The following is a 23,160-nucleotide window of genomic DNA, read 5'->3' as shown; positions in this document are numbered from 1 at the left end:
CACGCTGCCCCTCACATCACTCACATCCGGAAGACGCCGAAGCCGCCGCGCGCGCCCTCGACGGGTGCGCTGTGGATCGCCGACAGGCACATGCCGAGCACCGTGCGCGTGTCGCGCGGGTCGATCACCCCGTCGTCGTACAGCCGCCCCGACAGGAACATCGGCAGGGACTCGGACTCGATCTGCTGCTCCACCATGGCGCGCAGGCCCGCGTCGGCCTCCTCGTCGAAGGGCAGGCCCCTGGCCGCCGCCGACTGCCGTGCCACGATCGACAGCACGCCCGCGAGCTGCTGCGGACCCATGACGGCCGACTTCGCGCTCGGCCAGGCGAACAGGAAGCGCGGGTCGTAGGCGCGGCCGCACATGCCGTAGTGCCCGGCGCCGTAACTGGCGCCCATGAGCACGGAGATGTGCGGGACCCGCGAATTGGACACCGCGTTGATCATCATCGCGCCGTGCTTGATGATGCCGCCCTGCTCGTACTCGCGGCCCACCATGTAGCCGGTGGTGTTGTGCAGGAACAGCAGCGGGATGTCGCGCTGATTGGCGAGCTGGATGAACTGCGCCGCCTTCTGCGACTCCGCGCTGAACAGCACCCCTTGTGCGTTGGCGAGGATGCCGACGCGATAGCCGTGCACCTGGGCCCAGCCGGTGACCAGGCTCGTCCCGTACAGCGGCTTGAACTCGTCGAACAGGGAACCGTCGACGACGCGGGCGACGACCTCGCGGGGGTCGAAGGGGGTCTTGAGGTCACCGGGGACGATGTCCAGCAGTTCGTCCTCGTCGTGCAGCGGCGGGTCGTAGGCGGCCTCCGGCGCCGGGCCCTGCTTGCGCCAGCCCAGCCGGGCCACGACCCGGCGGGCGGTGCGCAGCGCGTCCGGCTCGTCCAGGGCGAAGTAGTCGGCCAGCCCGGAGACCCGGGCGTGCATGTCGGCGCCGCCCAGCGACTCGTCGTCGCTCTCCTCGCCGGTCGCCATCCTCACCAGCGGCGGGCCGCCGAGGAACACCTTGGAGCGCTCCTTGACCATGACGACGTGGTCGGACATGCCGGGCACATAGGCGCCGCCCGCGGTCGAGTTGCCGAACACGACGGCCACGGTGGGGATGCCGGCCGCCGACAGCCGCGTGAGGTCGCGGAAGAGCGCGCCGCCCGGAATGAAGATCTCCTTCTGGCTGGGCAGGTCCGCCCCGCCCGACTCCACCAGGTTGACCAGGGGCAGCCGGTTGGCGAGCGCGATCTCATTGGCGCGCAGCGCCTTCTTGAGCGTCCACGGGTTGCTCGCGCCGCCGCGCACCGTCGGGTCGTTGGCGGTGATCACGCACTCGGTGCCCTCGACGACGCCGATGCCGGTGACCAGCGAGGCGCCGACGGGGTAGTCGCTGCCCCACGCCGCCAGCGGCGACAGCTCCAGGAACGGCGTGTCCGGGTCGAGGAGCAGCTCCACCCGCTCGCGGGCGGTCAGCTTGCCCCGGCCGCGGTGCCGTTCCACGTACTTGGGGCCGCCGCCGGCGAGCGCCTTCTCGTGCTCGGCCTCGACCCCGGCGAGGCGCTCCAGCATGATCGCCCGATTGTCCCCGGTCATTTCGTCGCCCCCTGCCGCGGATCGCGCGGCTTGCGTCCTTCGCCGGGCGGCCCGGCGAAGGCCTGCGCGATGTCCAGCCAGCGGTCGGCATCGGCGCCTTCCGCCCGCAGCGCCAGGTCGTCGCGGTGCCGGCGCCGGGTGGCCAGCAGGCACAGGTCGAGGGCGGGGCCGCTCACGCGCTGGACGGCGTCCTCGGGCCCGAACGTCCACAAGGTGCCGTCCGGGGCGGTCAGTTCCACCCGGAACTCCTCGGCGGGCGGCGTGAGCCCGTTGACGGCGTGGGCGTAGTCCCTGGCCCGTACCGCGATCCGTGCCACGTGCCGCAGCCGCGCCGTGGGCTTCCGGCGCACCCCGAGGGCGTCCGCGACGTCCTCGCCGTGCGCCCAGCTCTCCATCAGCCGGGCCGAGGCCATCGAGGCCACCCCCATGGGCGGCCCGAACCAGGGGAGGCGCGCGCCGGGCGGCTGTGCCCGCAGGGCTTCCTGGAGGGCGCTCCGGCCGGCGCGCCAGCGCTCCAGCAGCTCGGCGGGCGGCAGCGCCGCGCCCTCCTCCGCGCCTTCGTCGACGAAGGTGTCGATCGCGGACGCGGCCTTGCCGACCTCGGCCCCGAAGCCGGCCGGATCGGTCGCGGCGAGCAGCGCCTGCCGGTCCGTCCAGGCCAGGTGCGCGATCTGATGGGCGACGGTCCAGCCGGGAGCGGGTGTGGGCGTGGCCCAGGCGGACGCCTCCAGCGGGGCCACGAGGGCGTCCAGACCCTCGCTCTCGTCCCGCAGGTCGTCCAGTACGGGTGTGGGGTCGGACACGGGTCCCCCTGGTTGACGCGGCGTCAGCGAAGCCGTGGTGCGTCACAGGCTGGCACCGTCCGCAGAAACAATCAAGCGTGCTTGCATGATTTTCTGACGGGGGCAGCCGGAAAGGGAACGGGGCCGCCCCGCACGACGGCGGGACGGCCCCGGGGAGCGGGACGCGGGGCTAGGCGCGGGCGGCCCGCCGCGCCAGGAGGGCGTCACGGCGCTCCTCGAACTTGCGGGCCTGGCAGTCCAGCTCGCCCATGAAGAAGCCCAGTTCCTCCTGCGCCTTCAGGCCCTCCGGGCCCAGCCCCGCGACCTCCAGCACCTTCAGGTGCCGCAGCACGGGCTGCAGGACGTCGTCGTGGTGGATGCGCAGGTTGTAGACACCGCCGATCGCGATCCGCGCCGCCGACCGCTCGAAGCCGGGCATGCCGTGGCCCGGCATGCGGAAGCCGACCACCACGTCGCGGATCGCCCGCATCGCCTGGTCCGGCGCCAACTGCAGGGCGGCCGCGAGCAGGTTGCGGTAGAAGACCATGTGCAGGTTCTCGTCGGTCGCGATGCGCGCCAGCATGCGTTCGCACATCGGGTCACCGGACTCCCGGCCGGTGTTGCGGTGCGAGATGCGCGTGGCCAGCTCCTGGAAGGCCACGTACGCGACCGAGTGCAGCATGCTGTGCGCGTTGTCGGACTCGAAGCCCTCCGACATGTGCTGCATGCGCAGCCGCTCCAGTTGCACCGGGTCCACGGCACGGGTCGTCAGCAGGTAGTCCCGCATGACGATCGCGTGCCGGCCCTCCTCGGCGGTCCAGCGGTGCACCCAGGTGCCCCAGGCGCCCTCGCGGCCGAAGAGCGTGGCGATCTCGTGGTGGTAGCTCGGCAGGTTGTCCTCGGTCAGCAGATTGACCACCAGCGATATCCGGCCGATCTCGGTGACCTTCGACTGCTGCGGCTCCCAGGCCTCGCCGCCCATGACCCCGTCGTAGTCCCGGCCCTGACTCCACGGCACGTACTCGTGGGGCATCCATTCCTTGGCCGCCTTCAGATGCCGGTTCAGCTCGGTCTCGACGACCTCTTCGAGGGCGTAGAGCAGCCGGGTGTCACTCCACACGTCCGATCCGGTGTTCTGGGGCGGGGCAATGGTCACGCTGCGCTCCTGGCGGTTTGCTGAGGGTACCTACGGAATCGTAAGTTACGAAACCGTAGGTTACGCGCCGCCCACATGGCAACCCGCCCTACGTGTCCACTCCCCGAACCCGCACCGAGAGGCAGGTCACGCAGCCCTCGAGCTTTTCGAACTCCCCTATGTCGACAAGTACGGGCGTATAGCCCATTGCGGCGAAAATCTCCGCGCTGCGCGGCGCGCTCGCCGCCATCAGCAGCTTCCCGTCTCCCAGAAGCACCACATGGGAGCCCGATTCCTCCGGGACCGGAAGGAAGTGCGGGAACACCTCGGGCGCGTCCACCAGCGGCGGATGGCCCACGACCGTGCCGTCCGGGAGCGCGGTGACGGCCGACTTCAGATGCAGCACCTTGGTGACGGGTACCGCCACCACCCTTGCCCCCAGCGGCTCGAACGCGGCGCGCAGTTGGCGCACGCCTTCCGCGTTCGTCCGGCCCCCGGTACCCACGTAGACCGTGTCCCCCGTCTTGAGGACGTCGCCCCCCTCCAGGGTGCCCGGCGCCCGCACCTTGGTGACGGACATTCCGAGCCCCGCCACGACCTCCTCGGCCCCCGGCGTCTCCGGGCGGCGCGGCAGCGCGCCCGGCCGCGCGATGAGCGCCGCGTCGCGGAACAGCACCATGGTGTCCTCCACGAACACCGCGTCCGGGCACGCGTCCGCCGGCGGGACCTCCACGGTCTCCCACCCGTGCGCCCGCAGCGCCGCCCCGTACGCCTCCCACTGGCGCAGGGCCCGTTCCCCGTCCACCGGCGACCGTTCCACGTGCGTCACGATCCCCTCCGCCAGACGCGGACCCGGACGCCGTACAAGTGCCCTGCGGTGCGGCATGGTGAGTCTCCCCTCGCGGTGGCAGCGGCTTACCGAAGGTGATGCTCCCTCACCCGGCGTCGCCCGCCCAGGGCGGGCGGACGGGTCGCGCCGGCGGATCCGCCGCCCCGGACGCGGCCGGCCGGGACGGACACGGGGGGCGATAGCATCGGCGGTCTGATGAGTGCCACTCTTGTCGTCAAAGACCTCGCCGCAGGCCACGGGGACCGCGTCCTCTTCTCGGGCCTGGACCTCGTCGTCGCGCCCGGCGACGTGATCGGGCTCGTCGGTGCCAACGGCGCCGGCAAGTCGACGCTGCTGCGTCTGCTGGCGGGCCTGAGCGCGCCCGAGGACGGGCAGTTGCGGCTGAACCCGCCCACCGCCACCGTGGGCCATCTGCCGCAGGAGCCCGAACGGCGGGCCGACGAGACGGTACGGGACTTCCTGGGGCGCCGCACCGGGGTCGCCGCCGCACAGGCCGCCCTGGACGCCGCGACCCAGGCGCTGATGGACGAGGCACCGGGCTCCGACGACGCCTACGCCGACGGCCTGGAGCGCTGGCTGGCCCTCGGCGGGGCGGACCTGGACGAGCGGGCCGAGGAAGTGGCCGCCTCACTGGGCCTGACCGTCGGCCTCGACCTGCCGATGACGGCACTGTCCGGCGGCCAGGCCGCCCGCGCGGGCCTCGCGTCGCTCCTGCTGAGCCGCTACGACGTCTTCCTCCTCGACGAGCCGACCAACGACCTCGACCTGGACGGCCTGGAGCGCCTGGAGGCGTTCGTCACGGGCCTGAAAGCCGGCACCGTCGTGGTCAGCCACGACCGCGAGTTCCTCGCCCGCACCGTCAACCGGGTCGTGGAACTCGACCTCGCGCAGCAGCAGGTCAACACCTATGGCGGCGGCTATGCCTCCTACCTGGAGGAACGGGAGACCGCCCGCCGGCACGCCCGCGAGGAGTACGAGGAGTACGCCGACACCAAGGCGAGCCTGGAGGCTCGCGGGCGCATGCAGCGCAACTGGATGGAGCACGGCGTCCGCAACGCCCGGCGCAAGGCGACCGACAACGACAAGATCAGCCGCAAGCTGCGTACGGAGTCCACGGAGAAGCAGGCCGCCAAGGCGCGGCAGACCCAGCGCATGATCGAGCGCCTGGACGTGGTCGAGGAGCCCCGCAAGGAGTGGGAGCTGCGCATGGAGATCGCCGCCGCCCCGCGCGCCGGCGCGGTCGTGGCGACGCTGCGCGGCGCCGAGGTGCGCCGCGGGGACTTCACCCTCGGTCCCGTCGACCTCCAGATCGACTGGGCGGACCGGGTCGCCATCACCGGTGCCAACGGCTCCGGCAAGTCGACGCTGCTCGCCGCGCTCCTCGGACGCCTGCCACTGGACGCGGGGGCGGCCTCCCTCGGCCCCGGAGTCGTCGTCGGCGAGGTCGACCAGGCGCGCAAGCTCTTCTACGGCGACCAGGCCCTGCTGGACGCCTTCGGCGCCGAGGTGCCCGACATGCCGCCCGCCGATGTGCGCACGCTGCTGGCGAAGTTCGGCCTGAAGGCCGCCCATGTGATGCGTTCCGCCGCCACCCTCTCCCCGGGCGAGCGCACCCGGGCCGCGCTGGCCCTGCTCCAGGGCCGCGGCGTCAACCTGCTCGTCCTGGACGAGCCGACCAACCACCTCGACCTGCCCGCCATCGAGCAGCTGGAGTCGGCGCTCGCCTCGTACAACGGCACCCTGCTGCTGGTCACCCACGACCGCCGCATGCTGGAGGCCGTGCACACCACGCGCCGCATCCAGGTGGGGGCCGGACGGATCACGGAGAACTGACACCCCGCGTCGCTGCCCCGTTCCGAGGACCCTCCCGTGGGAAGATCACCGGAGCGGACGGGGTTGAATGGGCGGTCTGTGATCCCTTACCCGTCCCCCGACGAGGAGTTCGAATCGTGAGCATCTACGACATTCCGCTGCGCACGCTCTCCGGTGAGTCCGCGTCTCTCGCCGACCACGAGGGCAAGGCGCTGCTGATCGTCAACGTGGCCTCCAAGTGCGGGATGACTCCGCAGTACGAGGGCCTCGAGCGCCTGCAGAAGCGTTACGCCGACCGCGGCTTCACCGTGCTGGGCTTCCCCAGCAACCAGTTCGGCGGTCAGGAGCCGGGCACCGCCGAGGAGATCGCGACGTTCTGCTCCGCGACGTACGGCGTGAGCTTCCCGCTCTTCGAGAAGACGGACGTCAACGGCGAGGACCGGCACCCGCTCTACGCGACGCTGACCGAGACCGCCGACGCCCAGGGCGCGGCCGGCGACATCCAGTGGAACTTCGAGAAGTTCCTGATCAGTGCGGACGGCCAGGTCGTCGGCCGGTTCCGTTCGCGTACCGAGCCCGAGGCCGACGAGGTCGTGGGCGCGATCGAGGAGCACCTTCCGCGTTGATCCGAGACCGCTTCGTACGACTCGTCGTGGCGGGTTCCGCCGTGCTGGCCGCTGCGGCCGGCACGGCGGGCGCGGGCACGACCGCGCCCACGGCCATGGCCACGACCGCGGCCGAGCAGCCGCGTGTGCTCACGCTCCCCGACGACATGGTGGACACCGGCGGCGGCAGCCAGCTCATCACCGCCGTGGCACCGGACACCGGGTCGACCAGGGGCACCGTGACCTGGTGGGACCTGCGGGACGGCGTCTGGCACGCCGCGGGTTCCGCGCCCGCCCGCTTCGGTGCGGGCGGTCTCGTCGAGGGCGAGGAACGCGCCCAGAGCACCTGGACCACCCCCACCGGCCTGTACGACCTGCCGTACGCGTTCGGCATCAAGCCCGCGCCGAAGGGCACCCGGATGCCCTACCGCCCCGTCACCCGGGACTCCTACTGGTGCCAGGACAACGCCTCCTGGTCCTACAACCGGTGGGTCGAGCCGCTGCCGCCGGACTGCGCCGCCTCCGAGTCCGAGCACCTGATCAGGTACCGCAAGCCGTACGTCCACGCCTTCGTCATCGGCTTCAACTACGACGAGCCGGAACAGGAGCGCGGCGCCGGCATCTTCCTGCACGCCAACGGCCCCGGGCCCACCGCGGGCTGCGTCTCCGTGCCCGTCGAGGCCATGCGCCGCCTGCTCGTGTGGGCCGATCCGGACCGCTACCCGCACATCGCGATCGGCACGGAGTCGGGCGAGACCGCGATCACCACGTACTGACGACCGGGAACGGCCGGTGAAGCCGTTCCCCTGCTCTCCTCTGCCGACATTTGCCTAAAGGGTTTAGGTGAATGCATACTCGTTGCAGGCAGAGGAGGGTAATGTCATGGCACCACGCGCAGGACTCAGCGCCGCACGCCTGGTCCGGGCGGGAGCGGAACTGGCCGACGAGGCCGGCTTCGAGCAGGTGACGCTCTCGGCGCTCGCCAGGCGGTTCGACGTCAAGGTCGCCAGCCTGTACGCGCACCTGAAGAACTCCCACGACCTCAAGACCGGGATCGCGCTGCTCGCGCTCGAGGAGCTCGCCGACCGGGCCGCCGACGCCCTGGCGGGACGGTCCGGCAAGGAGGCGCTCGCCGCCTTCGCGGACGTCTACCGCGACTACGCCCGCGAGCACCCCGGGCGCTGGGCGGCGGCCCAGTACCGGCTCGACCCGCAGACGGCCGCCGCCAGTGCGGGCGTCCGGCACGCCCAGATGACCCGCGCCCTCCTGCGCGGCTACGACCTGGCGGAACCGGACCGGACGCACGCCGTCCGGCTGCTCGGCAGCGTCTTCAACGGCTACGTCGGCCTGGAGGCGGGCGGCGCGTTCAGTCACAGCGCCCCCGACACGCAGGAGACCTGGACGCGTGTCGTGGACGCCCTCGACGCCCTGCTGCGCAACTGGCCCGCACCCGAGAACGACCAGCCCGACAGGCAGAGGACATGAACACCGAGAACCCGTGGATCACCACCCCCGTCACCGCGGACCTCCTGCGCGGCGCCCTCGAACTGGAGCGCACCGAGCGCGGCATACTCCCGCACCGGCTGCCCGCCCGGGCCCGCGCCCAGAACACCGACCCGCAACTCGCCATGGCCGAGGCCCAGCCCGCCGGGGTCCGGCTGGTCCTGCGCACCCGGGCCACCCGCATCGAACTCGACACCGTGCCCACCAAGCGGGTCTACGCGGGCGTTCCCCCGCGCCCGGACGGCGTCTACGACCTGCTGGTCGACGGCCGTCTCACCGGCCGGGAGAGCGTCACCGGCGGCAACACCCTGACCATCGACATGACCACCGGTGCGTTCGACCACCGGACCGGCCCCGCAGGCACCCTCCGCTTCAGCGGTCTGCCCGAGGGCGACAAGGACGTCGAGATCTGGCTGCCGCACAACGAGACCACCGAACTGGTGGCGCTGCGCACCGACGCCCCCGTCGCGCCCGTACCGGACCGGGGCCGCAGGGTGTGGCTGCACCACGGCAGTTCGATCAGCCACGGCTCCGACGCCGCGGGCCCCACCGCCACCTGGCCCGCGCACGCCGCCGCCCTCGGTGGCGCGGAACTGATCAACCTCGGCTTCGGCGGCAGCGCGCTGCTCGACCCGTTCACCGCCCGCGCCCTGCGCGACACCCCCGCGGGCCTGCTCAGCGTCAAGATCGGCATCAATGTCGTCAACACCGACCTGATGCGCCTCCGCGCCTTCGGCCCCGCCGTCCACGGCTTCCTCGACACCGTCCGCGAAGGCCACCCCACCGCACCGCTCCTGGTGGTCTCGCCCGTCCTGTGCCCCATCCACGAGGACACCCCCGGCCCCACCGCCCTCGACCCCGCCTCCCTTGCCACGGGACAGCCGCGCTTCCGGGCCACCGGCGACCCGGCGGAGCGTGCGAACGGCAAGCTGACGCTCAACGCGGTCCGCGAGGAACTGGCCAGGATCGTCCGGCAGCGGTCGGCGGAGGACCCGAACCTGTACTACCTCGACGGCCGCGCGCTCTACGGCGCCGACGACTACGCCGAGCTGCCGCTCCCCGACGAACTCCACCCGGACGCCGCCGCGCACCTGCGCATCGGCGAGCGCTTCGCGGCCCACACCTTCGCCGCCGGCGGTCCCTTCGCCCTCCCCGAGGGCGCGCCGGACCAGGCATGACGCCATTGACCGGGCCGCCGGGCCGCAATCACGGACAGCTACGCTGAAGAGGGTCGAAGAAGGACGAAGCGCTCATTGACATCCTCCCCGCCCTGAGGGGTGGGGATTCCTGGCTCACGTGGGCTGGGGACCTGCGGTCCGTCAGCTCTTGCACGATCGGCACCAGCCGGGTTGAGACCAGCCCGGACCAGCATCACGCGGGCGGAGTTCTTGTCCCTGGGCGAGACGGCTCCGCACGGGGTGCAGGTGTAGGTACGTTCCGAAAGAGGAAGTGCGTGCTTGGTTCTCGCTCCGCACGATGCGCAGTCCATGGTGGTGTGCGCGGGATGCACCAGGCGGACGTCCCGCCCGTGCTTGCGGCCCATCTCGACCAGCGCCGCCTTCGTGGCCCCGATCGCCGCGTCCGCCGCCTTACGGGCCATCGTGGTCCGGCTGAGGAACTTGGGCCGGAAGTCCTCGACCGCAATCGCGTCATGGTCACGGACGACCTGCTTGGCCCACTTACGACCCGTGTCCTGCCGTTGCCGGGCGATCTTCTTCGACACCTTCGCCGCGGCGGTCCTGCCGTGCTGGGCGTGGGGCAGGTCGTGAACGTCGCTGGTCGTCGTCGCGGTCTCGGCAACGCCCCAGTCGATACCGATCACCGCTCCCGTCGGAGGCAGCGGCTCAAGGGCAGTGGTCACGACGAAGCTGGCGTACCAGTGGCCGAGGCTGTCCCGGTGGACGTGCACCGACGTCGGGGCGGCGGGCAGGTCGCGGGACCACACCACCGTCAGCACGATGCCGCCCGCCAGGTGCAGGCGCCCGTCCTTGAGCCGGAAACCCCGGGTGGTGTAGTTCAGCGTCGGGGCAGCCTCGCGTTTGCGCTTGACGCGGGGCATCCCGGCCCGCTGTCGCATCGGCAGCCGCGCCGTGATGTCCTTCAGGGCCTTGGCGCGGGCCTTGCCGAAGTCCGGGATCGTCTGCTGCTGCGCAACGGAACTGCCGTCGCGCAGCCACGCCATCGACCGCCGGGCCTCGGTCAGCATTTTGTCGAGCTGCGCCGGGCCGCACGTGGTTTTCTGCGCGGAGGTCCGGTTCAGGGCGTGGATCTTGCGGGACACGGCCACGCACTCGTTCCACACCCACCGGCACCGCGCCCACTCCGCCTCCAGAGCGGCACGCGCCGTGGACGACACGCGCAGCCGGAAGGTGTACCGGGCATGCCCGAACCCTTCCTCGACCGTCACTGTCGCCGTCATGCCACGGAACGTAACAGTCCCCACTGACAACGAAAGAGAGCGCAGGTCAGAACAGATGCGCAGACAACTCCGCCGCTTCGCGGCTCCGGCCCATGACCCCATTCCTCCCCGGCCTGAAGGCCGGGACCTCCTGGGAGAAATCAGGTGAGGATGCCGTGCTGGTGAGTGGCCCCGGCCGCCGCGTCGTCCTGCCCTCGTGGCTGGCCCACCCGCTGCGCTTCCAGCGCGGGCCCGTCCCGTGGCCGGCGGTGCTGCGCGGGGCCCTGTCCGCGGGACCCGTGATGGCGATCGGGGTGGCCCAGGGGTGGGTCGAGTTCGCGGTGCTGGCCGGGTTCGGGACGCTGTTCGCGGGCTTCAACGACCTGCCGGGGACCCGCCGGACCGGCGCCGTCTATATCGGCCTCCCCGTGCTCGTCGGGGCGCTCGGGCTGCTGATCGGGGCGGCGACCGCCGACGCCGTCCCCAGCGGCTGGTGGGTGCTGCCCCTGCTGTTCGCCGTCGGACTGGCTTCGGGTGCCGTGAGCACCGTGGGCCCGGTCTGCTCACGGACCGGGATGCAGACCCTGTGCCTCATGGTGATCGGGACCGGGGTCCCGCTGCCCGGCACGCCCTGGCTGAAAGCGCTGTTCTTCCTCGTGGGCGCGGTCTGGCTGCTCCTGCTGCGGCTCGTGCTGCGGACCCCGCGGCCGGTCGGCGGCGGTCTGGCCGGCGAACAGGCCGCGCTGGCCGGAGTCTTCGACGCTCTCGTCGGTGCCCTGGAAGCCGTGGGCGGGCCCGGGGCCGAGGCCGCACGGCGCCGGCTGACCGCGGCGATGGACCGCGGCGACGAAGCCCTGCGCCTGCGCCGCCTGTTCCGCCGGCTGGCGCACCGTTCCACGCGCCCCGGCGAACTACTCCTGGCCGAACGGTTCGCGGCCGCCACGGCACTGTGCGAGGCGAGCACCGCCCTGCTGTGGGAGGCGCACCCACTGCCGCCGAACGTCGCGGAGGGCCCCCGTCGCCTCGCGGCCGCACTGCGCGCCGGCGAACCGCCGGGGCCGCTCTTGGCCCCCGGAGGGGACACCCCGGCCCGCGCCGCGTTCGACCACGCGCTCCAGTACGCCGCCGCGGTCTTCGCCCGTACGGTCCCCGGCGTGACCAGCGCCGAGGAGGTGGCACCGCTCCCCGCCCCGGGAACCGTCCCCACCATGCGGCGCCGCGTCCTCGGGCCGGCGGGGCGCGAGTACGGGCTGCGCGTCGCGGTGTGCGTGACGGCGAGTGCCGCCGTGGCCCTCGCCATGCGGGCGGACCACTGGTACTGGCTGCCGCTCACCGCCGTCTTCCTGGTGAAGCCCGACATCGGCCCGCTGTTCTCCCGCGTCGTCAACCGCTTCGTCGGGACCGCGGTCGGAGTCGTCGTCTTCGGCGGCCTGGCCGCGATCTGGGGCGGCGGAGGCGTGTGGTGGACGGTGGTCTGCGCCGCCGTCGCGGGCGCGCTCCTGCCCGTCTCCTTCCGGCACTTCGGCCTGCAGACCTCGGTGGTCACTCTGATGGTGCTGCCCTTCGTCTGGGTGGGCGGCGACACCCAGGCGGCCGGCGACCGCCTGCTGGACACCGCGACGGCCTGCGCGATCGTGCTCGTCGTCGGCCACCTGCCGGGGTTCACCGATCCCACCGCGCGGGTGGCCCACCTGATGGCCGAGGCGCTGCGGCGTACCCGGGAGTACCTGGCCCACGTCCTCACCACCCCCGCCGGCGGGCGCCCCGGGGACCGCATGGTGCTGCGCCGCGCCGCCTACAGCTCCCTGGCCGAGGCGCGGTCCGCCGCCGAGACCGTCGCTGCGGAACTGCCCTGGGGCCGCGGTCCCCACACCGACTGGTTCCGCGTCGTCGCCGCCTCCGAGCGGATCGTGGACGCCGTCACCGCCTGCGCGGTCCGTGTCGAGCAGGGCGCGGAACGCCCCTCGCGCGAGGAGGGCGCCGGGGTCGTCCAGGCCCTGGACGCGCTCGCGGACTCCCTGGACGGCCGAACGCCGGCCACCGTCCGGCCGGAGCTCCGGCAGACCCCTTCCTGCGCGTCCCTCGCCGACGTCGTGGCCGAGCTGCGGCACATCCAGGTCTTCACCGGCGCCCTCACCGCGGGATCCCGTACCGCCCGTACCACATAGCCGCCGGGGCCGGAGCCGTCGCGTGCATTCGTCGCGATCAACCCGGTGGAGCGGCTATGGTCGGGCCAGTCGGCGACACCGGGAGGTTGACGAGGTGGCCGTTTTCCTGCTTGGGGTGGGTGCAGCGTGCTGCCTGGGCTTCGGCTTCGTCCTCCAGCAGCTCGCCGCCCAGCGCGCCCCGCTGTCCAGCTTCCTGTCCTTCCGGCTGCTGCTGGATCTCATGCGGATGCCGCAATGGCTGCTCGGCATTTTCCTGATGATCTTCGGCATGGTGCTGAGCGCGCTCGCCCTCGCCGAGGGGGAGCTCTCCCTCGTCGAACCCCTCACCGCGACGAACCTGCTCTTCGCGATGGCACTGTCGCGCCATCTGACCGGCCAGAGACTCGGCCGGCACGGCTGGTCGGGCGTGGGCTTACTGGCGCTGGGCGTCACCGCCTTCATCGCGGCCGGACGGCCCACCGGCGGCGGCCAGGTCGGCGGCCCCTTGCGGCACTGGCTGGTCATCGGCATCGTCATGGGCATCGCGCTGCTGCTGGTCGCCTGCGCGAGGCGGCTGCGCCCGTCGCCGGAAGCCACCGTCATCGCGCTCGCCGCGGGCCTGCTCTACGGGCTCCAGGACTCCCTCACGCGCACCTCGGGCCAGATCGCCGAGGCGGAGGGCATCGCGGCGCTGCTCGTGCACTGGCAGCCCTACGCCATCCTCGGCATCGGGCTCACCGGCCTCGTGCTGGTCCAAAGCGCCTTTGAGACGGCTCCATTGCGCATGTCCCTGCCCGCCCTGACCGCCGCGCAGCCGCTCGCCGGCATCGCCTGCGGTGTCGGCTTCCTCGGCGACCGCCTCCGTGTCACACCCGGGGCCCTCGCCTGGGAGGCGGCGGGCCTGGTCGCCGTCACCGTCGGCGTCGTGCTGCTCGGCCGCCATCCGGCGCTGCCCTGCGCCCAGAGCGCGCGCACGGGCACCCGCCCCGACGCGACGGGCGAGGAGGAGTCGGTCCGGGCGGCCGGCTAGTCACGCCGCCAGGAGCCGGGCGACCTCCGCGAGCGGGGGCCAGGACCACTGGCCGGCACGGGCGGCGAGGAAGTGGCGGCGCGTCCCCACCAGGGGGTCGAGCGGCCGGCACACGACGTCGGCGCGCTGCCGCTCGACACCCGACTCGGCGAGGAGGGCGACCCCCAGACCGGCCCCCGCGAGCAGGTTCACCAGGTGGAGGCTGTCCACGCGGTGGACGATGCGCGGGGCGAAGCCGGCCAGGGCGCACACGCGCTGCACGAGTTCGTCGTCGTCACTGCCCCGGGAGTTGGTGATCCACCCGGCCTCCGCGAGCCGGCGCAACCCCGCCAGGGGCACCGGGCCGCCCGGCCCGGGGTCGGACGGATGGCCCGCGGGCAGCAGCAGGAGCATCGGCTGCTCTGCGAACTGCCGCACCGAAAGCCCCTTCGGCACGGTGCGCGGCACCAGGCTGTAGTCGTACACGATGCCGAGGTCGATGTCCCCGGCGAGCAGCAGCTCCAGGGTCTGCTCGGGCTCGTGCTCGTTCAGCTCCACCTCGACGCGCGGGTACCGCTCGCGCAACCGGAGCAGGGCCGGCATCACGGCCGCCTCGACCGCGCTGACGAAGGTCGCCATCCGCACCCGCCCCACCGGTCCGGGCTCGCCGCGCAGCTCGGCGCGTGCCTCCTCGACGAGCGCCAGGATCCCGACGGCGTGCTCGACCAGCCGCTCCCCGGCGGGGGTCAGCCGGACACGGCGGCCCACCGGCGCCAGCAGCGGCGCGCCGACCTCCTGCTCCAGCACGGCGAGGTGCTTGGAGACGGCGGACGTGCCGTACCCCGTGCGCTCGGCGACCGCCGCCATGGTTCCCAGCCGGCTGAGCTCGACCAGGAGGCGCAGTCTGCCGAGGTCGGGAAGGGACTCGATCATCCACTGATGGTAAACAATGCGTCCACCTATGACGCGTGGACAGAAACAGACGTCGGGCGCTGCAATGGACGCGTGAAGCCGCATACCTTTGCAATGCCCCGTATGCCTGGCGCGGTGCTGATCCTGGCCGCGATGACGGTGCTGCACACCGGCAGCGCCCTGACGACCGAACTCTTCGACGACGTGGGCCCGGCCGGCACCACATGGCTGCGCGCCGGATTCTCCGCGGTCCTGCTGCTGGCCTTCACCGGCCGCTCCCTGTGGCCCGCGCTGCGCGCGGCCGCACGCCGCGACCTCATCGCCGCGGCCCTGCTCGGCATGGTCAGCGGCGCCATGATGCTGCTCTTCTCCGAGGCCGCCGCCCGCATCCCGCTCGGCACGGCGACCGCCCTGGAGTTCCTCGGCCCCCTGGCCGTCGCGGTCGCCTCCCTGCGGCGGCCCCGCGAACTGGCCTGGCTGCTGCTGGCCGCGGCCGGCGTCCTCTGCCTCACCTCGCCCTGGCAGGACGGCGCCGACCTCGCCGGCGTCCTCTTCGGCATGGCCTCCGGCGCCTGCTGGGCGCTGTACGTGATCGGCACCCAGCACGTCGGCAGCCGCTTCTCCGCCACGCACGGCCTCGCCGTCTCCTTCACCGTGGCCGCGGTCTTCACCGCGCCCTTCGGCGCCCCCGGCGTGGTGGCGGGCGGCACATTCCAGGTCGTCGCGGCGGTGGCGGGAATCGCCGTGCTGATGCCGCTGGTGCCGTTCCTGCTGGAAATGAAGGCGCTGCAACGCGTGGGCAAGACGGCCTACGGCACACTCGCCGGTATGGAACCCGCCGTCAGCCTGCTGGCCGCCCTGGTCCTGGTCTCGCAAGTGCCTACGGCCTTGCAGGCCGTGGGGACGGGGCTGGTGGTGGTGGCGGGTGTGGGGGCGGCACGCGGCGAGGCCCGCGGGCGGCGCGAGACCGCGCCGGTGAGCACGGGTGAGGCGCCCGTCCTGCCCCCTGCGGTCAGTTCCTCCCCCTGAGGACGCGCTGCGCTGGCTGCCTGGGTTTTTCCCCGCCCTCCCTCCCGATTGCCCGGCGCGGTAAGTGCGGGCCCCGCGCTGCGCGCGTTGTGGGGTCGGCGCCGCGCCGGGGTACGTCCTCAGCGCTCGCGGTTTGCCCCCACATCGTTCGGCATCGACCACGCGGACCCCGCTCGTCGCTTCCGGGCGCACCCCGCCACACCCCCTCCTGGGCCGGTTGGGGCGACTTACGGCCGGTGGGGGTGACTGTTGGGCGGCCCCAGGCACGGTGCCGTCTCATCCACCCACCAGGGATCAGGCGCTTGCAACTACGGAGGGGGCGGGGTCGTAGGGGTGGCGTTCTGGACTGTGGAGCATATTTGGGTGCACAACCCGGAGTGCGCAGCGGAAAGTGCCTGAGGCACCTAAATGTGCTGTCCAGAATGGCAGCCCCGGAGGCCCCGGACCCGGCCCCCAACAACTGGCGTCGGGGCGCCCTGACTTCACAGGGCACACGGGCGGGAGGGCGGGGAAAAAACCCGGTAAGCGGCAACGCTAGCGCTTGCCGAAGTACTTGGGCGGGAAACCCCCGCCCGCCAGCACACGCCCCACCGCCCCACCCGCGATCACCGTGAGGCGCTCCACCCCCTCCGCCCCGAGGTACTCGTACGGCGCGCGGTCGAGGCGGTCCGTCACGGCCTCCACCTCGCGGCGCAGTTCCATGCCGCGCTCCGTGAGTTCGCCCTCCGCGTCGAGCAGGCCCCGGTCGCGGAGGCGGTCCTGCGCGGCGGCCCAGTCCTCGGCGGACCAGCCCCGGCTGCGCTGGACGAACCGCGGGGTGAAACTCTTGCCCGTGGCGGTGTGCGTGACGAGCGCCTCGATCCCGTCGAGCCCTGTGGCGAGCAACGCGGCGAGATGGCCGTCCCCGCGGTGCTCGCGCAGCAGCGTCGCGGCGTGCCACAGGGCGAGGTGCGGCTGCTCGGGCACGGGGAGTTCCGCGTTGGCGGCGTAGAGGGGACGGGCCTCGCGGGTGCAGGCCTCGGCGGCGCGCAGGGCGAGCACGGCCGCGTCCGCGATCTCGGCGGAGGCGATGCCGTCCGCGCCGAGCAGCCGGGTCAGGACGGCGTCGGCGATGCGCAGCCGCGCGTCGAGGACGGCCGCGGGCGCGGCGAGTTCCCAGGCGCGCGGGATGACGGGCGCGATGACCGCGTGGTTGAAGTTGTAGAAGGTCGCGGCGACCGTTCCCGCCGTCACCGCGCCGAGCGGTGCGGCGCGCCCCGCGAAGTAGGCCATGGCGCCGCGCTCCAGCCCGATCGCCGAGAGCATGTCGTCGTACTCGGGGGAGAAGTAGACGACGGAGTGCAGGGGGTTCAGGGTGTTGTGGCAGCGCCGTCCGGCGCGCGGTTCCAGGGCGGTGGCGGTCATGGACAACAGGTTACCGACCGGTTGGCATGTCATAAGAGGTGCCTCTGGGGACAGCGGATTCCGTGATGGAGAAGCGGCAACGACACTGTTTCCGCAGACATGGGGCATCACAAGCGCTGATATGGCTAGTCTGAGCGCCGCCCGCCCCGAAGCCCCTGGAGGCCCCCATGCCCGCCGCCGACCGCACGCTCCCGGTCACCGACCGGACCCGTCACCGGCGCCTTCGCGAGCAGGGCAGCGTCTCCCGCGACGACCTGGACGCGGTGCTGGGTGCCGGCTTCGTGTGCCATCTGGCCGTCGTGGTCGACGGCACCCCGCTCGCCGTGCCGACGGTCTACGGTCACGACGCCGGGACCGGCACGCTGTACCTGCACGGCTCGGTCGCCAGCCGCAGCCTCGTGCAGGCGCCCGGCGCCCAGGTCTGCGTCACCGTCACCCACGTCGACGGCTTGGTCCTCGCGCGGTCCGTCTTCGAGCACGGCGTCAACTACCGCAGCGCCATGGTCGTCGGAGTGCCGCGCCGGGTCACGGACCCTGAGGAGCGGCTGCACGGGCTGCGCGTGCTCAGTGAGCAGTGCGCCCCGGGCCAGTGGGACTACGCCCGCCGCCCCGACCGCCGGGAACTGGCGGCCACCGACCTGCTCGCCCTCGCCACCGACGAGGCCTCCGTCAAGATCCGCACCGGCCACCCGGGCGACGGCGACGGCCCCGACGCCGCGCTGCCGCTCTGGGCGGGAGTGGTCCCGCTCGGCACGACCCGGGGCACCCCGGTCCCCGACCCCGCGTTGCGCGCCGGCATCCCCCTGCCGCCGCACCTCGTGGATTAGCCCCCCACCGACCAGCTGAACCGCGGTTCGCGCCGCTCCAGGAACGCCGCCACGCCCTCCGCGGTGTCGCTGCTGTCCGCGGCCTGCCGGGCCCAGTGCTCCACACGGGAGGGGGCGGGGTCCGGGGCCGTGAAGTCCTTGGCTGCGGCCTGGGTGAGCTGCGAGCGGACGGCCAGCAGGCCCGCGTACTCCTCGACGCGCTTGTCCAGGGCGCCGTCCGGCAGCACCTCGTCCACCAGTCCGGTCCGCAGGGCGCGTTCGTGGTCGATGAGCTCGGCGGAGAAGAGCAGGTGCTTGGCCGTGGACGGGCCGACCAGGCCGGTCAGCCGGCGGGTCGAGGAGGCCGGGTAGACGATCCCGAGCCGCGCGGGCGTGACCCCGAAACGCGCGCCCTCGGCGGCGAAGCGCAGGTCGCAGGCGGCCGCGAGCTGGCAGCCGCCGCCGACGCAGAAGCCGCGGACGGCCGCCAGCGACGGCTTGGGGAAGGCGGCCAGCGCCTCCTCCGCCTCGACGGCCGCGCCCTGTGCCGCGCCCGGGCCGCCGGCCGCGTCACGCAGGTCGGAGATGTCGGCGCCCGCGCAGAAGGTGCCGTCGGCGCCGGTGAGCACCAGCACCCGTACGGCGGGATCGTCCGCCAGCCGGTCCAGCAGACGCGGGAGTTCGCGCCACATGGCCAGGGTCATGGCGTTGCGCTTGGCCGGATTGCTGATGGTCACGGTGGCGGTGGCGCCCGCCGTCTCCAGCAGCAGACCGGGCCCGGACGGGTCGGACATGCCCGCATCCCCCACTCGTCGTGTCGTCGCGGGAATCCGCGCCGGCCGTGTGCCCATTGGCGCGCACCACGGTCACGGGGATCCTATCGGTGCCTCCGGCCGGGCAATCGGGGGTATATGTCCGGTAGCCGGCCCGGACCGGTCCCGACGCGTTCAAGGAGGCGGCCATGGCTCCGTTCACGGGACGCAAGAAGTACCCGGACCCCCCGGAGGCCGGGCTCAAGCGCAGTTTCGGCTGGGTCGCCGCGCTCGGCGTGGTCCTCGTCGTCTGCGGCCTGATCGGGCTCTTCTACGTGGGAATCGCGACCATCACCTCCATGGTGCTGTTCGGCTGGCTGCTCCTCATCGGCGGGATCGTGGGTCTGGCGCAGGCCGTGCAGAACCGCGACCACAACTACTTCTGGCTGGCCCTGGTCGTCGCGGCCCTGTACATCGCGGCGGGTGTGGTCGTGATCCGCAATCCGGCGCAGACGGCCGCGGCCCTGACGATGTTCGCGGCGCTGCTGTTCCTGACCGGCGGGATCTTCCGGCTGTTCGGCGGGCTGGTGGTGCGCGGACCGCAGATGGTGTGGACGCTGATCCAGGGGGCGATCGGCATTCTGCTGGCCGTCCTGGTGCTGGCGAACTGGCCGCACAGCAGTGTCTACGTGATCGGCGCCTTCTTCTCTGTGGCACTGCTCTTCGACGGTCTGGGCCTGCTCGGGGCGGGTCTGGGCGGCCGCCGGATCGTCGGCATGGTGGCCGACGCCCGGCAGACCCCACTGGAGCATTGAAACCGGTACCGGCGCGTCATCATGGCGCATCGAGCCCACCAACTCCGGTCACTCCGTGTCGCAGGCGGTCGAAAGCTGCGGATTTACGGTCAGCGACTCGGGGTGGAGTCCCCGGCTGCCGACACTCGGAACGTGAGGCGGACCCCGTCGCCGCCCAGCGGGCCGGGAAGGGGAACCGCGGGGAGCATCGCTGAATGCGAGGGTGAACGCCGCCATGGACGTACGCGGGAGCGTCCCGCCCGAACCGGTGCCGCCGGTGGCACCGGACTTTCCGCGCCCCTATGAGGGCGTGTGGCGCTTCACCGCCTCCGCGCTGGACTCCTCGGTGCCGCAGGCCCGGCACGCCGTCCGGGACCTGCTCGTGCGGCAGCGCGTGCCCATCGACGACGACCTGCTGCAAGGCCTGCTGCTGATCGTCTCCGAGCTGGTGACGAACGCGGTGCGGCACGCCGCGCTGCTCTCCCCGGAGATCGCGGTGGAGGTCGCCGTCGGCCTCGACTGGGTCCGCGTGGCGGTCGAGGACAACCACCCCTACCGCCCCAAGGCGCTCCAGGTGGACGACGCGGACACCAATGGACGCGGCCTGCTGCTGGTCAAGTCGGTCACCGCCGAGGCGGGCGGGATGTGCGACGTGCAGCAGACCGCTTCCGGGGGAAAGGTCATCTGGGCGGCGCTTCCGCTGCCGCCCGGCGCTCCGTTGTGACGGGCGGCGGCTACCAGCCGGCGCGCTCGCCCGTGAGCTCGCGCACGGCGGGCAGTGCCGCCCCCAGCACGGTCCGGAACCAGGCGGAGAACGGCCCGGACTCCTCCAGCGCGGCCAGCTCCCGCGGGGTCACGAAGGCGGTCTCGCCGATCTCCTCCGGGTCCGGGTGCAGCGGCGCGGTCATCAGCCCCACGAAGAGGTGGTTGTACTCCTGCTCCACCAGGCCCGACGCCGGGTCCGGGTGGTTGTAGCGGACCGTGCCGGCCTCGCGCAGCGACGCGGGGGCCGCGCCCAGCTCCTCGGCGGTGCGGCGCGCGGCGGCGACGAATGGCGGCTCCTGCGGGTACGGGTGGCCGCAGCAGGTGTTGGACCACACGCCGGGGGAGTGGTACTTGCCCAGGGCACGGCGCTGCAGCAGCAGCCGGCCCTCGCCGTCGAAGAGGAAGACCGAGAAGGCCCTGTGGAGCCGGCCCGGCGGCAGGTGCGCCGAGAGCTTCTCCGCGGTGCCGATCGTCACGCCGGTCTCGTCGACCAGTTCGAGCATGATCGGAGCCGAGGCACCGTTGGCGGAGGTGTCCGGGGCGGGGGTGAGGGGCCGGCCGGCGGCGGGACTCGTGGGCATGGCCATCCTTTGCATCGACGACAAGACCTCAGTTTGCCTCACGCGGGGGGTCCGGAGGTCGTCGCAGCGCGCTCAATGTCGGTGACGCTGTGTCGATCGCGCCGCCCGGCCGCCCACGGCGTCAGTGGCACAGCCGTGCCTCGTGCTCCGCGTGGCCGCCGGGTTCCAGCTGGAATGTGCAGTGCTCCACGTCGAAGTGGCTGCCCAGGCAGCCCTGCAGGTCGTGGAGGACCTTCTCGTGGCCCACGGCGTCCAGGGTGTCCGGGCTCACCACCACATGGGCGGAGAGCACCGGCATGCCCGAGGTGATGGTCCACACGTGCAGGTCGTGCAGGCCCTCGACGCCGGGCAGTCCGAGGATGTGGTTGCGGACGTCCGCCATGTCGACGTCCCGGGGGGCCGCCTCCAGGAGGACGTCGATGGCCTCCCGCAGCAGCTTCCACGTGCGCGGGACGATCATCACACCGATGAGCAGCGAAGCCACCGGGTCGGCCTGCTGCCACCCGGTGGTGAGGATCACCACGGCCGCCACGACCACCGCGAACGAACCCAGGGCGTCCGCCATGACCTCCAGGAACGCGCCGCGGACGTTCAGGCTCTCGCGCTGCCCGCGCATCAGCAGCAGCAGCGACACCGAGTTGGCCACCAGGCCGATCACGCCGAAGACGACGGTGAGCCCGCCCTCGACCGCGGTCGGGCTGATCAGCCGGGAGACCGCCTCGTAGAAGATGAACGCGCCCACGCCGAACAGCAGCACGGCGTTGGCGACCGCCGACAGGATCTCCGCCCGTGCCAGGCCGAACGTACGGCGCTCGCTGGGCGGGCGGTTGGCGAAGTGGATCGCCACCAGCGCCATGGCCAGGCCCGCCGCGTCCGTGGCCATGTGGCCCGCGTCGGCGAGCAGCGCGAGGGAACCGGTGAGGGCGCTGCCCACCACCTCCGCCACCAGGATCAGCAGCGTGATGCCGAGCGCGATCCGCAGCCGCCCGCGGAACTGGGCCGCCGCCGTCCCGGTCAGCCCCGCGGCGGACCCGTGGCTGTGGCCGTGGTCGTGCCCGTGACCTGCCCCCATCGTCTGGGCCTCCCCTGTCGCCGTCCGTGCTCGGGCGCCGGCCCGCAACGGCCGGCGTGCCCCAGTGAACAACGGTGACCGTCCGTGGGCAACTCGCCACCGATCACCGTTGTCATGTGCGGTGACCTGCGGCGATGGCGCGGGTACGGGGAGTGTTCCGGAGGCCGACGGGTCAGGGGCGGCGGGCCTCCGGGTACCGCAGGCACCAGCCCTCCCACGCCGACTCGACCATCTCCCGGACCCCGCGCACGGCGCTCCAGTCCAGCTCCTTGCGGATCAGTTCGGCGGAGGCCACCACGCTCGCCGGATCCCCGGCGCGGCGCGGGAAGACCACCGGCGTCACGTCCGGGTACCCGGCGACCTCGGTGATGAGGTCGACCAGTTCACGAACGGAGACACCCTCGCCGCGTCCGATGTTGACGGTCAGGTCCTCGGCGGTGTCCCGGCCGGTGACCCAGCGGGCCGCCGCGAGATGCGCGTCGGCCAGGTCCTCGACGTGGATGTAGTCGCGCACGCAGGTGCCGTCGGGGGTCGGGTAGTCGTCACCGAAGATCCGCGGGGGCTCGCCCTTGGTGAGCTTCTCGAACACCATCGGGACGACGTTGAAGACCCCGGTGTCCGCCAGCTCCGGCACGGCCGCGCCCGCGACGTTGAAGTACCGCAGGCAGGCAGTGGAGATCCCGTGGGCCCGGCCCGCGGCCCGCACCAGCCACTCGCCGGCGAGCTTCGTCTCCCCGTAGGGGCTCAGCGGCAGGCACGGCGTGGACTCGGTCACCAGCGGCACGTCGGGCAGGCCGTACACCGCGGCGGAGGAGGAGAAGACGAAACGGCCGATCCCGGCCGCGGTCACCGCCTCCAAGAGGATGCCGAGGCCGCCCACGTTCTCCCGGTAGTACCGCAGCGGCTGCTCCACGGACTCGCCGACCTGCTTCCGCGCCGCCAGGTGCACGACACCCGTGACGCCGTGCTCGGCGATCGTGCGGTCCAGCAGGTCCCGGTCGAGTGTGGAACCGGTCACCCTCGGCACGTCGGCGGGGACCCGCGAGGCCACGCCGGCCGAGTCGTCGTCGTAGACCACGACACGCTCCCCGGCGCGGGTCATCGCCCGCACGACATGAGAACCGATGAATCCCGTGCCACCAGTGATCAGCCACGTCATGGCGTTCACCCTAGCGGCGGATCCGCACGGAGGGTTGTCCCTTCGCCCCCGAACCGTGATGA

General features: G+C 72.7%; 22 protein-coding genes. 11 read left to right on the top strand and 11 right to left on the bottom strand.

Going from position 1 to position 23,160, the window contains the following annotated elements:
- Nucleotides 1–20 precede the first annotated feature (20 nt).
- The 4 genes from ACIP9H_RS00500 to ddaH all read right to left on the bottom strand — a co-directional run bounded on the left by ACIP9H_RS00500 (nt 21) and on the right by ddaH (nt 4,386).
- On the bottom strand, nt 21–1,583 hold the full coding sequence (locus ACIP9H_RS00500; protein WP_401585332.1) for an acyl-CoA carboxylase subunit beta: 1,563 nt from the start codon (nt 1,581–1,583) through the stop codon (nt 21–23).
- Nucleotides 1,580–2,386: a TIGR03084 family metal-binding protein gene (locus tag ACIP9H_RS00495; protein WP_401585335.1), complete on the bottom strand. Its 807-nt coding sequence runs from the start codon at nt 2,384–2,386 to the stop codon at nt 1,580–1,582. The genes ACIP9H_RS00500 and ACIP9H_RS00495 overlap by 4 nt, the downstream gene beginning before the upstream one ends.
- A gap of 169 nt (nt 2,387–2,555) precedes the next feature.
- Nucleotides 2,556–3,521 (bottom strand): acyl-ACP desaturase, encoded by a 966-nt coding sequence (locus ACIP9H_RS00490; protein ID WP_360899312.1) that lies wholly within the window; start codon nt 3,519–3,521, stop codon nt 2,556–2,558.
- Between the two features lie 88 nt (nt 3,522–3,609).
- Nucleotides 3,610–4,386: a dimethylargininase gene (gene ddaH, locus ACIP9H_RS00485; protein WP_401585338.1), complete on the bottom strand. Its 777-nt coding sequence runs from the start codon at nt 4,384–4,386 to the stop codon at nt 3,610–3,612.
- A gap of 159 nt (nt 4,387–4,545) precedes the next feature.
- Between ddaH and ACIP9H_RS00480 the strand changes: the two genes are divergently transcribed.
- The 5 genes from ACIP9H_RS00480 (at nt 4,546) to ACIP9H_RS00460 (ending at nt 9,448) form a co-directional block, all read left to right on the top strand.
- Nucleotides 4,546–6,183 (top strand): ABC-F family ATP-binding cassette domain-containing protein, encoded by a 1,638-nt coding sequence (locus ACIP9H_RS00480; RefSeq protein WP_401585341.1) that lies wholly within the window; start codon nt 4,546–4,548, stop codon nt 6,181–6,183.
- 116 nt (nt 6,184–6,299) lie between these two features.
- Nucleotides 6,300–6,788, top strand: a complete 489-nt coding sequence (locus ACIP9H_RS00475; RefSeq protein ID WP_401585344.1) for a glutathione peroxidase — start codon at nt 6,300–6,302, stop codon at nt 6,786–6,788.
- Nucleotides 6,788–7,543 (top strand): L,D-transpeptidase, encoded by a 756-nt coding sequence (locus tag ACIP9H_RS00470; protein WP_401585636.1) that lies wholly within the window; start codon nt 6,788–6,790, stop codon nt 7,541–7,543. The genes ACIP9H_RS00475 and ACIP9H_RS00470 overlap by 1 nt, the downstream gene beginning before the upstream one ends.
- A gap of 106 nt (nt 7,544–7,649) precedes the next feature.
- On the top strand, nt 7,650–8,252 hold the full coding sequence (locus ACIP9H_RS00465) for a TetR/AcrR family transcriptional regulator (RefSeq protein ID WP_401585347.1): 603 nt from the start codon (nt 7,650–7,652) through the stop codon (nt 8,250–8,252).
- The gene (locus ACIP9H_RS00460) at nt 8,249–9,448 is read left to right on the top strand and encodes a GDSL-type esterase/lipase family protein (protein WP_401956504.1); all 1,200 of its coding nucleotides are present in this window, start codon (nt 8,249–8,251) and stop codon (nt 9,446–9,448) included. Before ACIP9H_RS00465 ends, ACIP9H_RS00460 begins: the two co-directional genes overlap by 4 nt.
- A 38-nt stretch (nt 9,449–9,486) precedes the next feature.
- Here the strand turns inward: ACIP9H_RS00460 and ACIP9H_RS00455 are convergent, their stop codons facing one another.
- A complete protein-coding gene (locus tag ACIP9H_RS00455; RefSeq protein ID WP_401956502.1) occupies nt 9,487–10,689 on the bottom strand; it encodes an RNA-guided endonuclease InsQ/TnpB family protein in 1,203 nt (400 codons plus the stop codon).
- 92 nt (nt 10,690–10,781) lie between these two features.
- On the opposite strand from ACIP9H_RS00455, the gene ACIP9H_RS00450 reads away from it, so the two are divergent.
- On the top strand, nt 10,782–12,836 hold the full coding sequence (locus ACIP9H_RS00450; RefSeq protein WP_401956500.1) for an FUSC family protein: 2,055 nt from the start codon (nt 10,782–10,784) through the stop codon (nt 12,834–12,836).
- A 94-nt stretch (nt 12,837–12,930) separates the two neighbouring features.
- The gene (locus ACIP9H_RS00445) at nt 12,931–13,845 is read left to right on the top strand and encodes a DMT family transporter (protein WP_401585358.1); all 915 of its coding nucleotides are present in this window, start codon (nt 12,931–12,933) and stop codon (nt 13,843–13,845) included.
- On the opposite strand, the gene ACIP9H_RS00440 is transcribed toward ACIP9H_RS00445, so the two are convergent.
- Nucleotides 13,846–14,757 (bottom strand): LysR family transcriptional regulator, encoded by a 912-nt coding sequence (locus ACIP9H_RS00440; protein WP_401585361.1) that lies wholly within the window; start codon nt 14,755–14,757, stop codon nt 13,846–13,848.
- Between the two features lie 93 nt (nt 14,758–14,850).
- On the opposite strand from ACIP9H_RS00440, the gene ACIP9H_RS00435 reads away from it, so the two are divergent.
- Nucleotides 14,851–15,765: an EamA family transporter gene (locus tag ACIP9H_RS00435; RefSeq protein ID WP_401956497.1), complete on the top strand. Its 915-nt coding sequence runs from the start codon at nt 14,851–14,853 to the stop codon at nt 15,763–15,765.
- 534 nt (nt 15,766–16,299) lie between these two features.
- Here the strand turns inward: ACIP9H_RS00435 and ACIP9H_RS00430 are convergent.
- Complete coding sequence (locus ACIP9H_RS00430) at nt 16,300–17,169, bottom strand: hypothetical protein (protein WP_401956494.1); 870 nt, start codon at nt 17,167–17,169, stop codon at nt 16,300–16,302.
- Nucleotides 17,170–17,336: 167 nt separating this feature from the next.
- On the opposite strand from ACIP9H_RS00430, the gene ACIP9H_RS00425 reads away from it, so the two are divergent.
- A complete protein-coding gene (locus tag ACIP9H_RS00425) occupies nt 17,337–17,996 on the top strand; it encodes a pyridoxamine 5'-phosphate oxidase family protein (RefSeq protein WP_401585369.1) in 660 nt (219 codons plus the stop codon).
- Here the strand turns inward: ACIP9H_RS00425 and ACIP9H_RS00420 are convergent.
- Nucleotides 17,993–18,769 (bottom strand): enoyl-CoA hydratase/isomerase family protein, encoded by a 777-nt coding sequence (locus ACIP9H_RS00420; RefSeq protein ID WP_401585371.1) that lies wholly within the window; start codon nt 18,767–18,769, stop codon nt 17,993–17,995. The genes ACIP9H_RS00425 and ACIP9H_RS00420 overlap by 4 nt on opposite strands.
- 167 nt (nt 18,770–18,936) lie before the next feature.
- Here ACIP9H_RS00420 and ACIP9H_RS00415 point away from each other — a divergent pair, with 167 nt between their 5' ends.
- Both ACIP9H_RS00415 and ACIP9H_RS00410 read left to right on the top strand, forming a co-directional pair.
- Entirely contained in the window at nt 18,937–19,542 is a 606-nt protein-coding gene (locus ACIP9H_RS00415; RefSeq protein WP_401585373.1) for an HdeD family acid-resistance protein, read from the top strand.
- A gap of 214 nt (nt 19,543–19,756) precedes the next feature.
- A complete protein-coding gene (locus ACIP9H_RS00410; RefSeq protein WP_401585375.1) occupies nt 19,757–20,245 on the top strand; it encodes an ATP-binding protein in 489 nt (162 codons plus the stop codon).
- A gap of 10 nt (nt 20,246–20,255) precedes the next feature.
- On the opposite strand, the gene idi is transcribed toward ACIP9H_RS00410, so the two are convergent.
- The 3 genes from idi to galE form a co-directional block, all read right to left on the bottom strand.
- Nucleotides 20,256–20,867, bottom strand: a complete 612-nt coding sequence (idi, locus tag ACIP9H_RS00405) for an isopentenyl-diphosphate Delta-isomerase (protein WP_401585377.1) — start codon at nt 20,865–20,867, stop codon at nt 20,256–20,258.
- A gap of 121 nt (nt 20,868–20,988) precedes the next feature.
- The gene (locus ACIP9H_RS00400) at nt 20,989–21,939 is read right to left on the bottom strand and encodes a cation diffusion facilitator family transporter (protein WP_401585380.1); all 951 of its coding nucleotides are present in this window, start codon (nt 21,937–21,939) and stop codon (nt 20,989–20,991) included.
- Nucleotides 21,940–22,111: 172 nt separating this feature from the next.
- Nucleotides 22,112–23,098: a UDP-glucose 4-epimerase GalE gene (gene galE / locus ACIP9H_RS00395; RefSeq protein ID WP_401585383.1), complete on the bottom strand. Its 987-nt coding sequence runs from the start codon at nt 23,096–23,098 to the stop codon at nt 22,112–22,114.
- Nucleotides 23,099–23,160: the final 62 nt, after the last annotated feature.

It is taken from the genome of Streptomyces sp. NPDC088732 (assembly GCF_044751205.1).
Taxonomy (GTDB): Bacteria; Actinomycetota; Actinomycetes; order Streptomycetales; family Streptomycetaceae; genus Actinacidiphila.
Note: the sequence above shows the minus strand (reverse complement) of the source record. Positions and strands in the feature narration are given on the sequence as shown.

Excerpts from the sequence above, each read along its gene's own strand:
- ACIP9H_RS00435 (WP_401956497.1), top strand. The coding sequence starts at position 14,851 with ATGCCCCGTATGCCTGGCGCGGTGCTGATCCTGGCCGCGATGACGGTG.
- ACIP9H_RS00410 (WP_401585375.1), top strand. The coding sequence starts at position 19,757 with ATGGACGTACGCGGGAGCGTCCCGCCCGAACCGGTGCCGCCGGTGGCA.
- galE (WP_401585383.1), bottom strand. The coding sequence starts at position 23,098 with ATGACGTGGCTGATCACTGGTGGCACGGGATTCATCGGTTCTCATGTC.
- idi (WP_401585377.1), bottom strand. The coding sequence starts at position 20,867 with ATGCCCACGAGTCCCGCCGCCGGCCGGCCCCTCACCCCCGCCCCGGAC.
- ACIP9H_RS00425 (WP_401585369.1), top strand. The coding sequence starts at position 17,337 with ATGCCCGCCGCCGACCGCACGCTCCCGGTCACCGACCGGACCCGTCAC.
- ACIP9H_RS00460 (WP_401956504.1), top strand. The coding sequence starts at position 8,249 with ATGAACACCGAGAACCCGTGGATCACCACCCCCGTCACCGCGGACCTC.
- ACIP9H_RS00450 (WP_401956500.1), top strand. The coding sequence starts at position 10,782 with ATGACCCCATTCCTCCCCGGCCTGAAGGCCGGGACCTCCTGGGAGAAA.
- ACIP9H_RS00480 (WP_401585341.1), top strand. The coding sequence starts at position 4,546 with ATGAGTGCCACTCTTGTCGTCAAAGACCTCGCCGCAGGCCACGGGGAC.
- ACIP9H_RS00415 (WP_401585373.1), top strand. The coding sequence starts at position 18,937 with ATGGCTCCGTTCACGGGACGCAAGAAGTACCCGGACCCCCCGGAGGCC.
- ACIP9H_RS00440 (WP_401585361.1), bottom strand. The coding sequence starts at position 14,757 with ATGATCGAGTCCCTTCCCGACCTCGGCAGACTGCGCCTCCTGGTCGAG.
- ACIP9H_RS00430 (WP_401956494.1), bottom strand. The coding sequence starts at position 17,169 with ATGACCGCCACCGCCCTGGAACCGCGCGCCGGACGGCGCTGCCACAAC.
- ddaH (WP_401585338.1), bottom strand. The coding sequence starts at position 4,386 with ATGCCGCACCGCAGGGCACTTGTACGGCGTCCGGGTCCGCGTCTGGCG.
- ACIP9H_RS00455 (WP_401956502.1), bottom strand. The coding sequence starts at position 10,689 with ATGACGGCGACAGTGACGGTCGAGGAAGGGTTCGGGCATGCCCGGTAC.
- ACIP9H_RS00500 (WP_401585332.1), bottom strand. The coding sequence starts at position 1,583 with ATGACCGGGGACAATCGGGCGATCATGCTGGAGCGCCTCGCCGGGGTC.
- ACIP9H_RS00465 (WP_401585347.1), top strand. The coding sequence starts at position 7,650 with ATGGCACCACGCGCAGGACTCAGCGCCGCACGCCTGGTCCGGGCGGGA.
- ACIP9H_RS00400 (WP_401585380.1), bottom strand. The coding sequence starts at position 21,939 with ATGGGGGCAGGTCACGGGCACGACCACGGCCACAGCCACGGGTCCGCC.
- ACIP9H_RS00420 (WP_401585371.1), bottom strand. The coding sequence starts at position 18,769 with ATGTCCGACCCGTCCGGGCCCGGTCTGCTGCTGGAGACGGCGGGCGCC.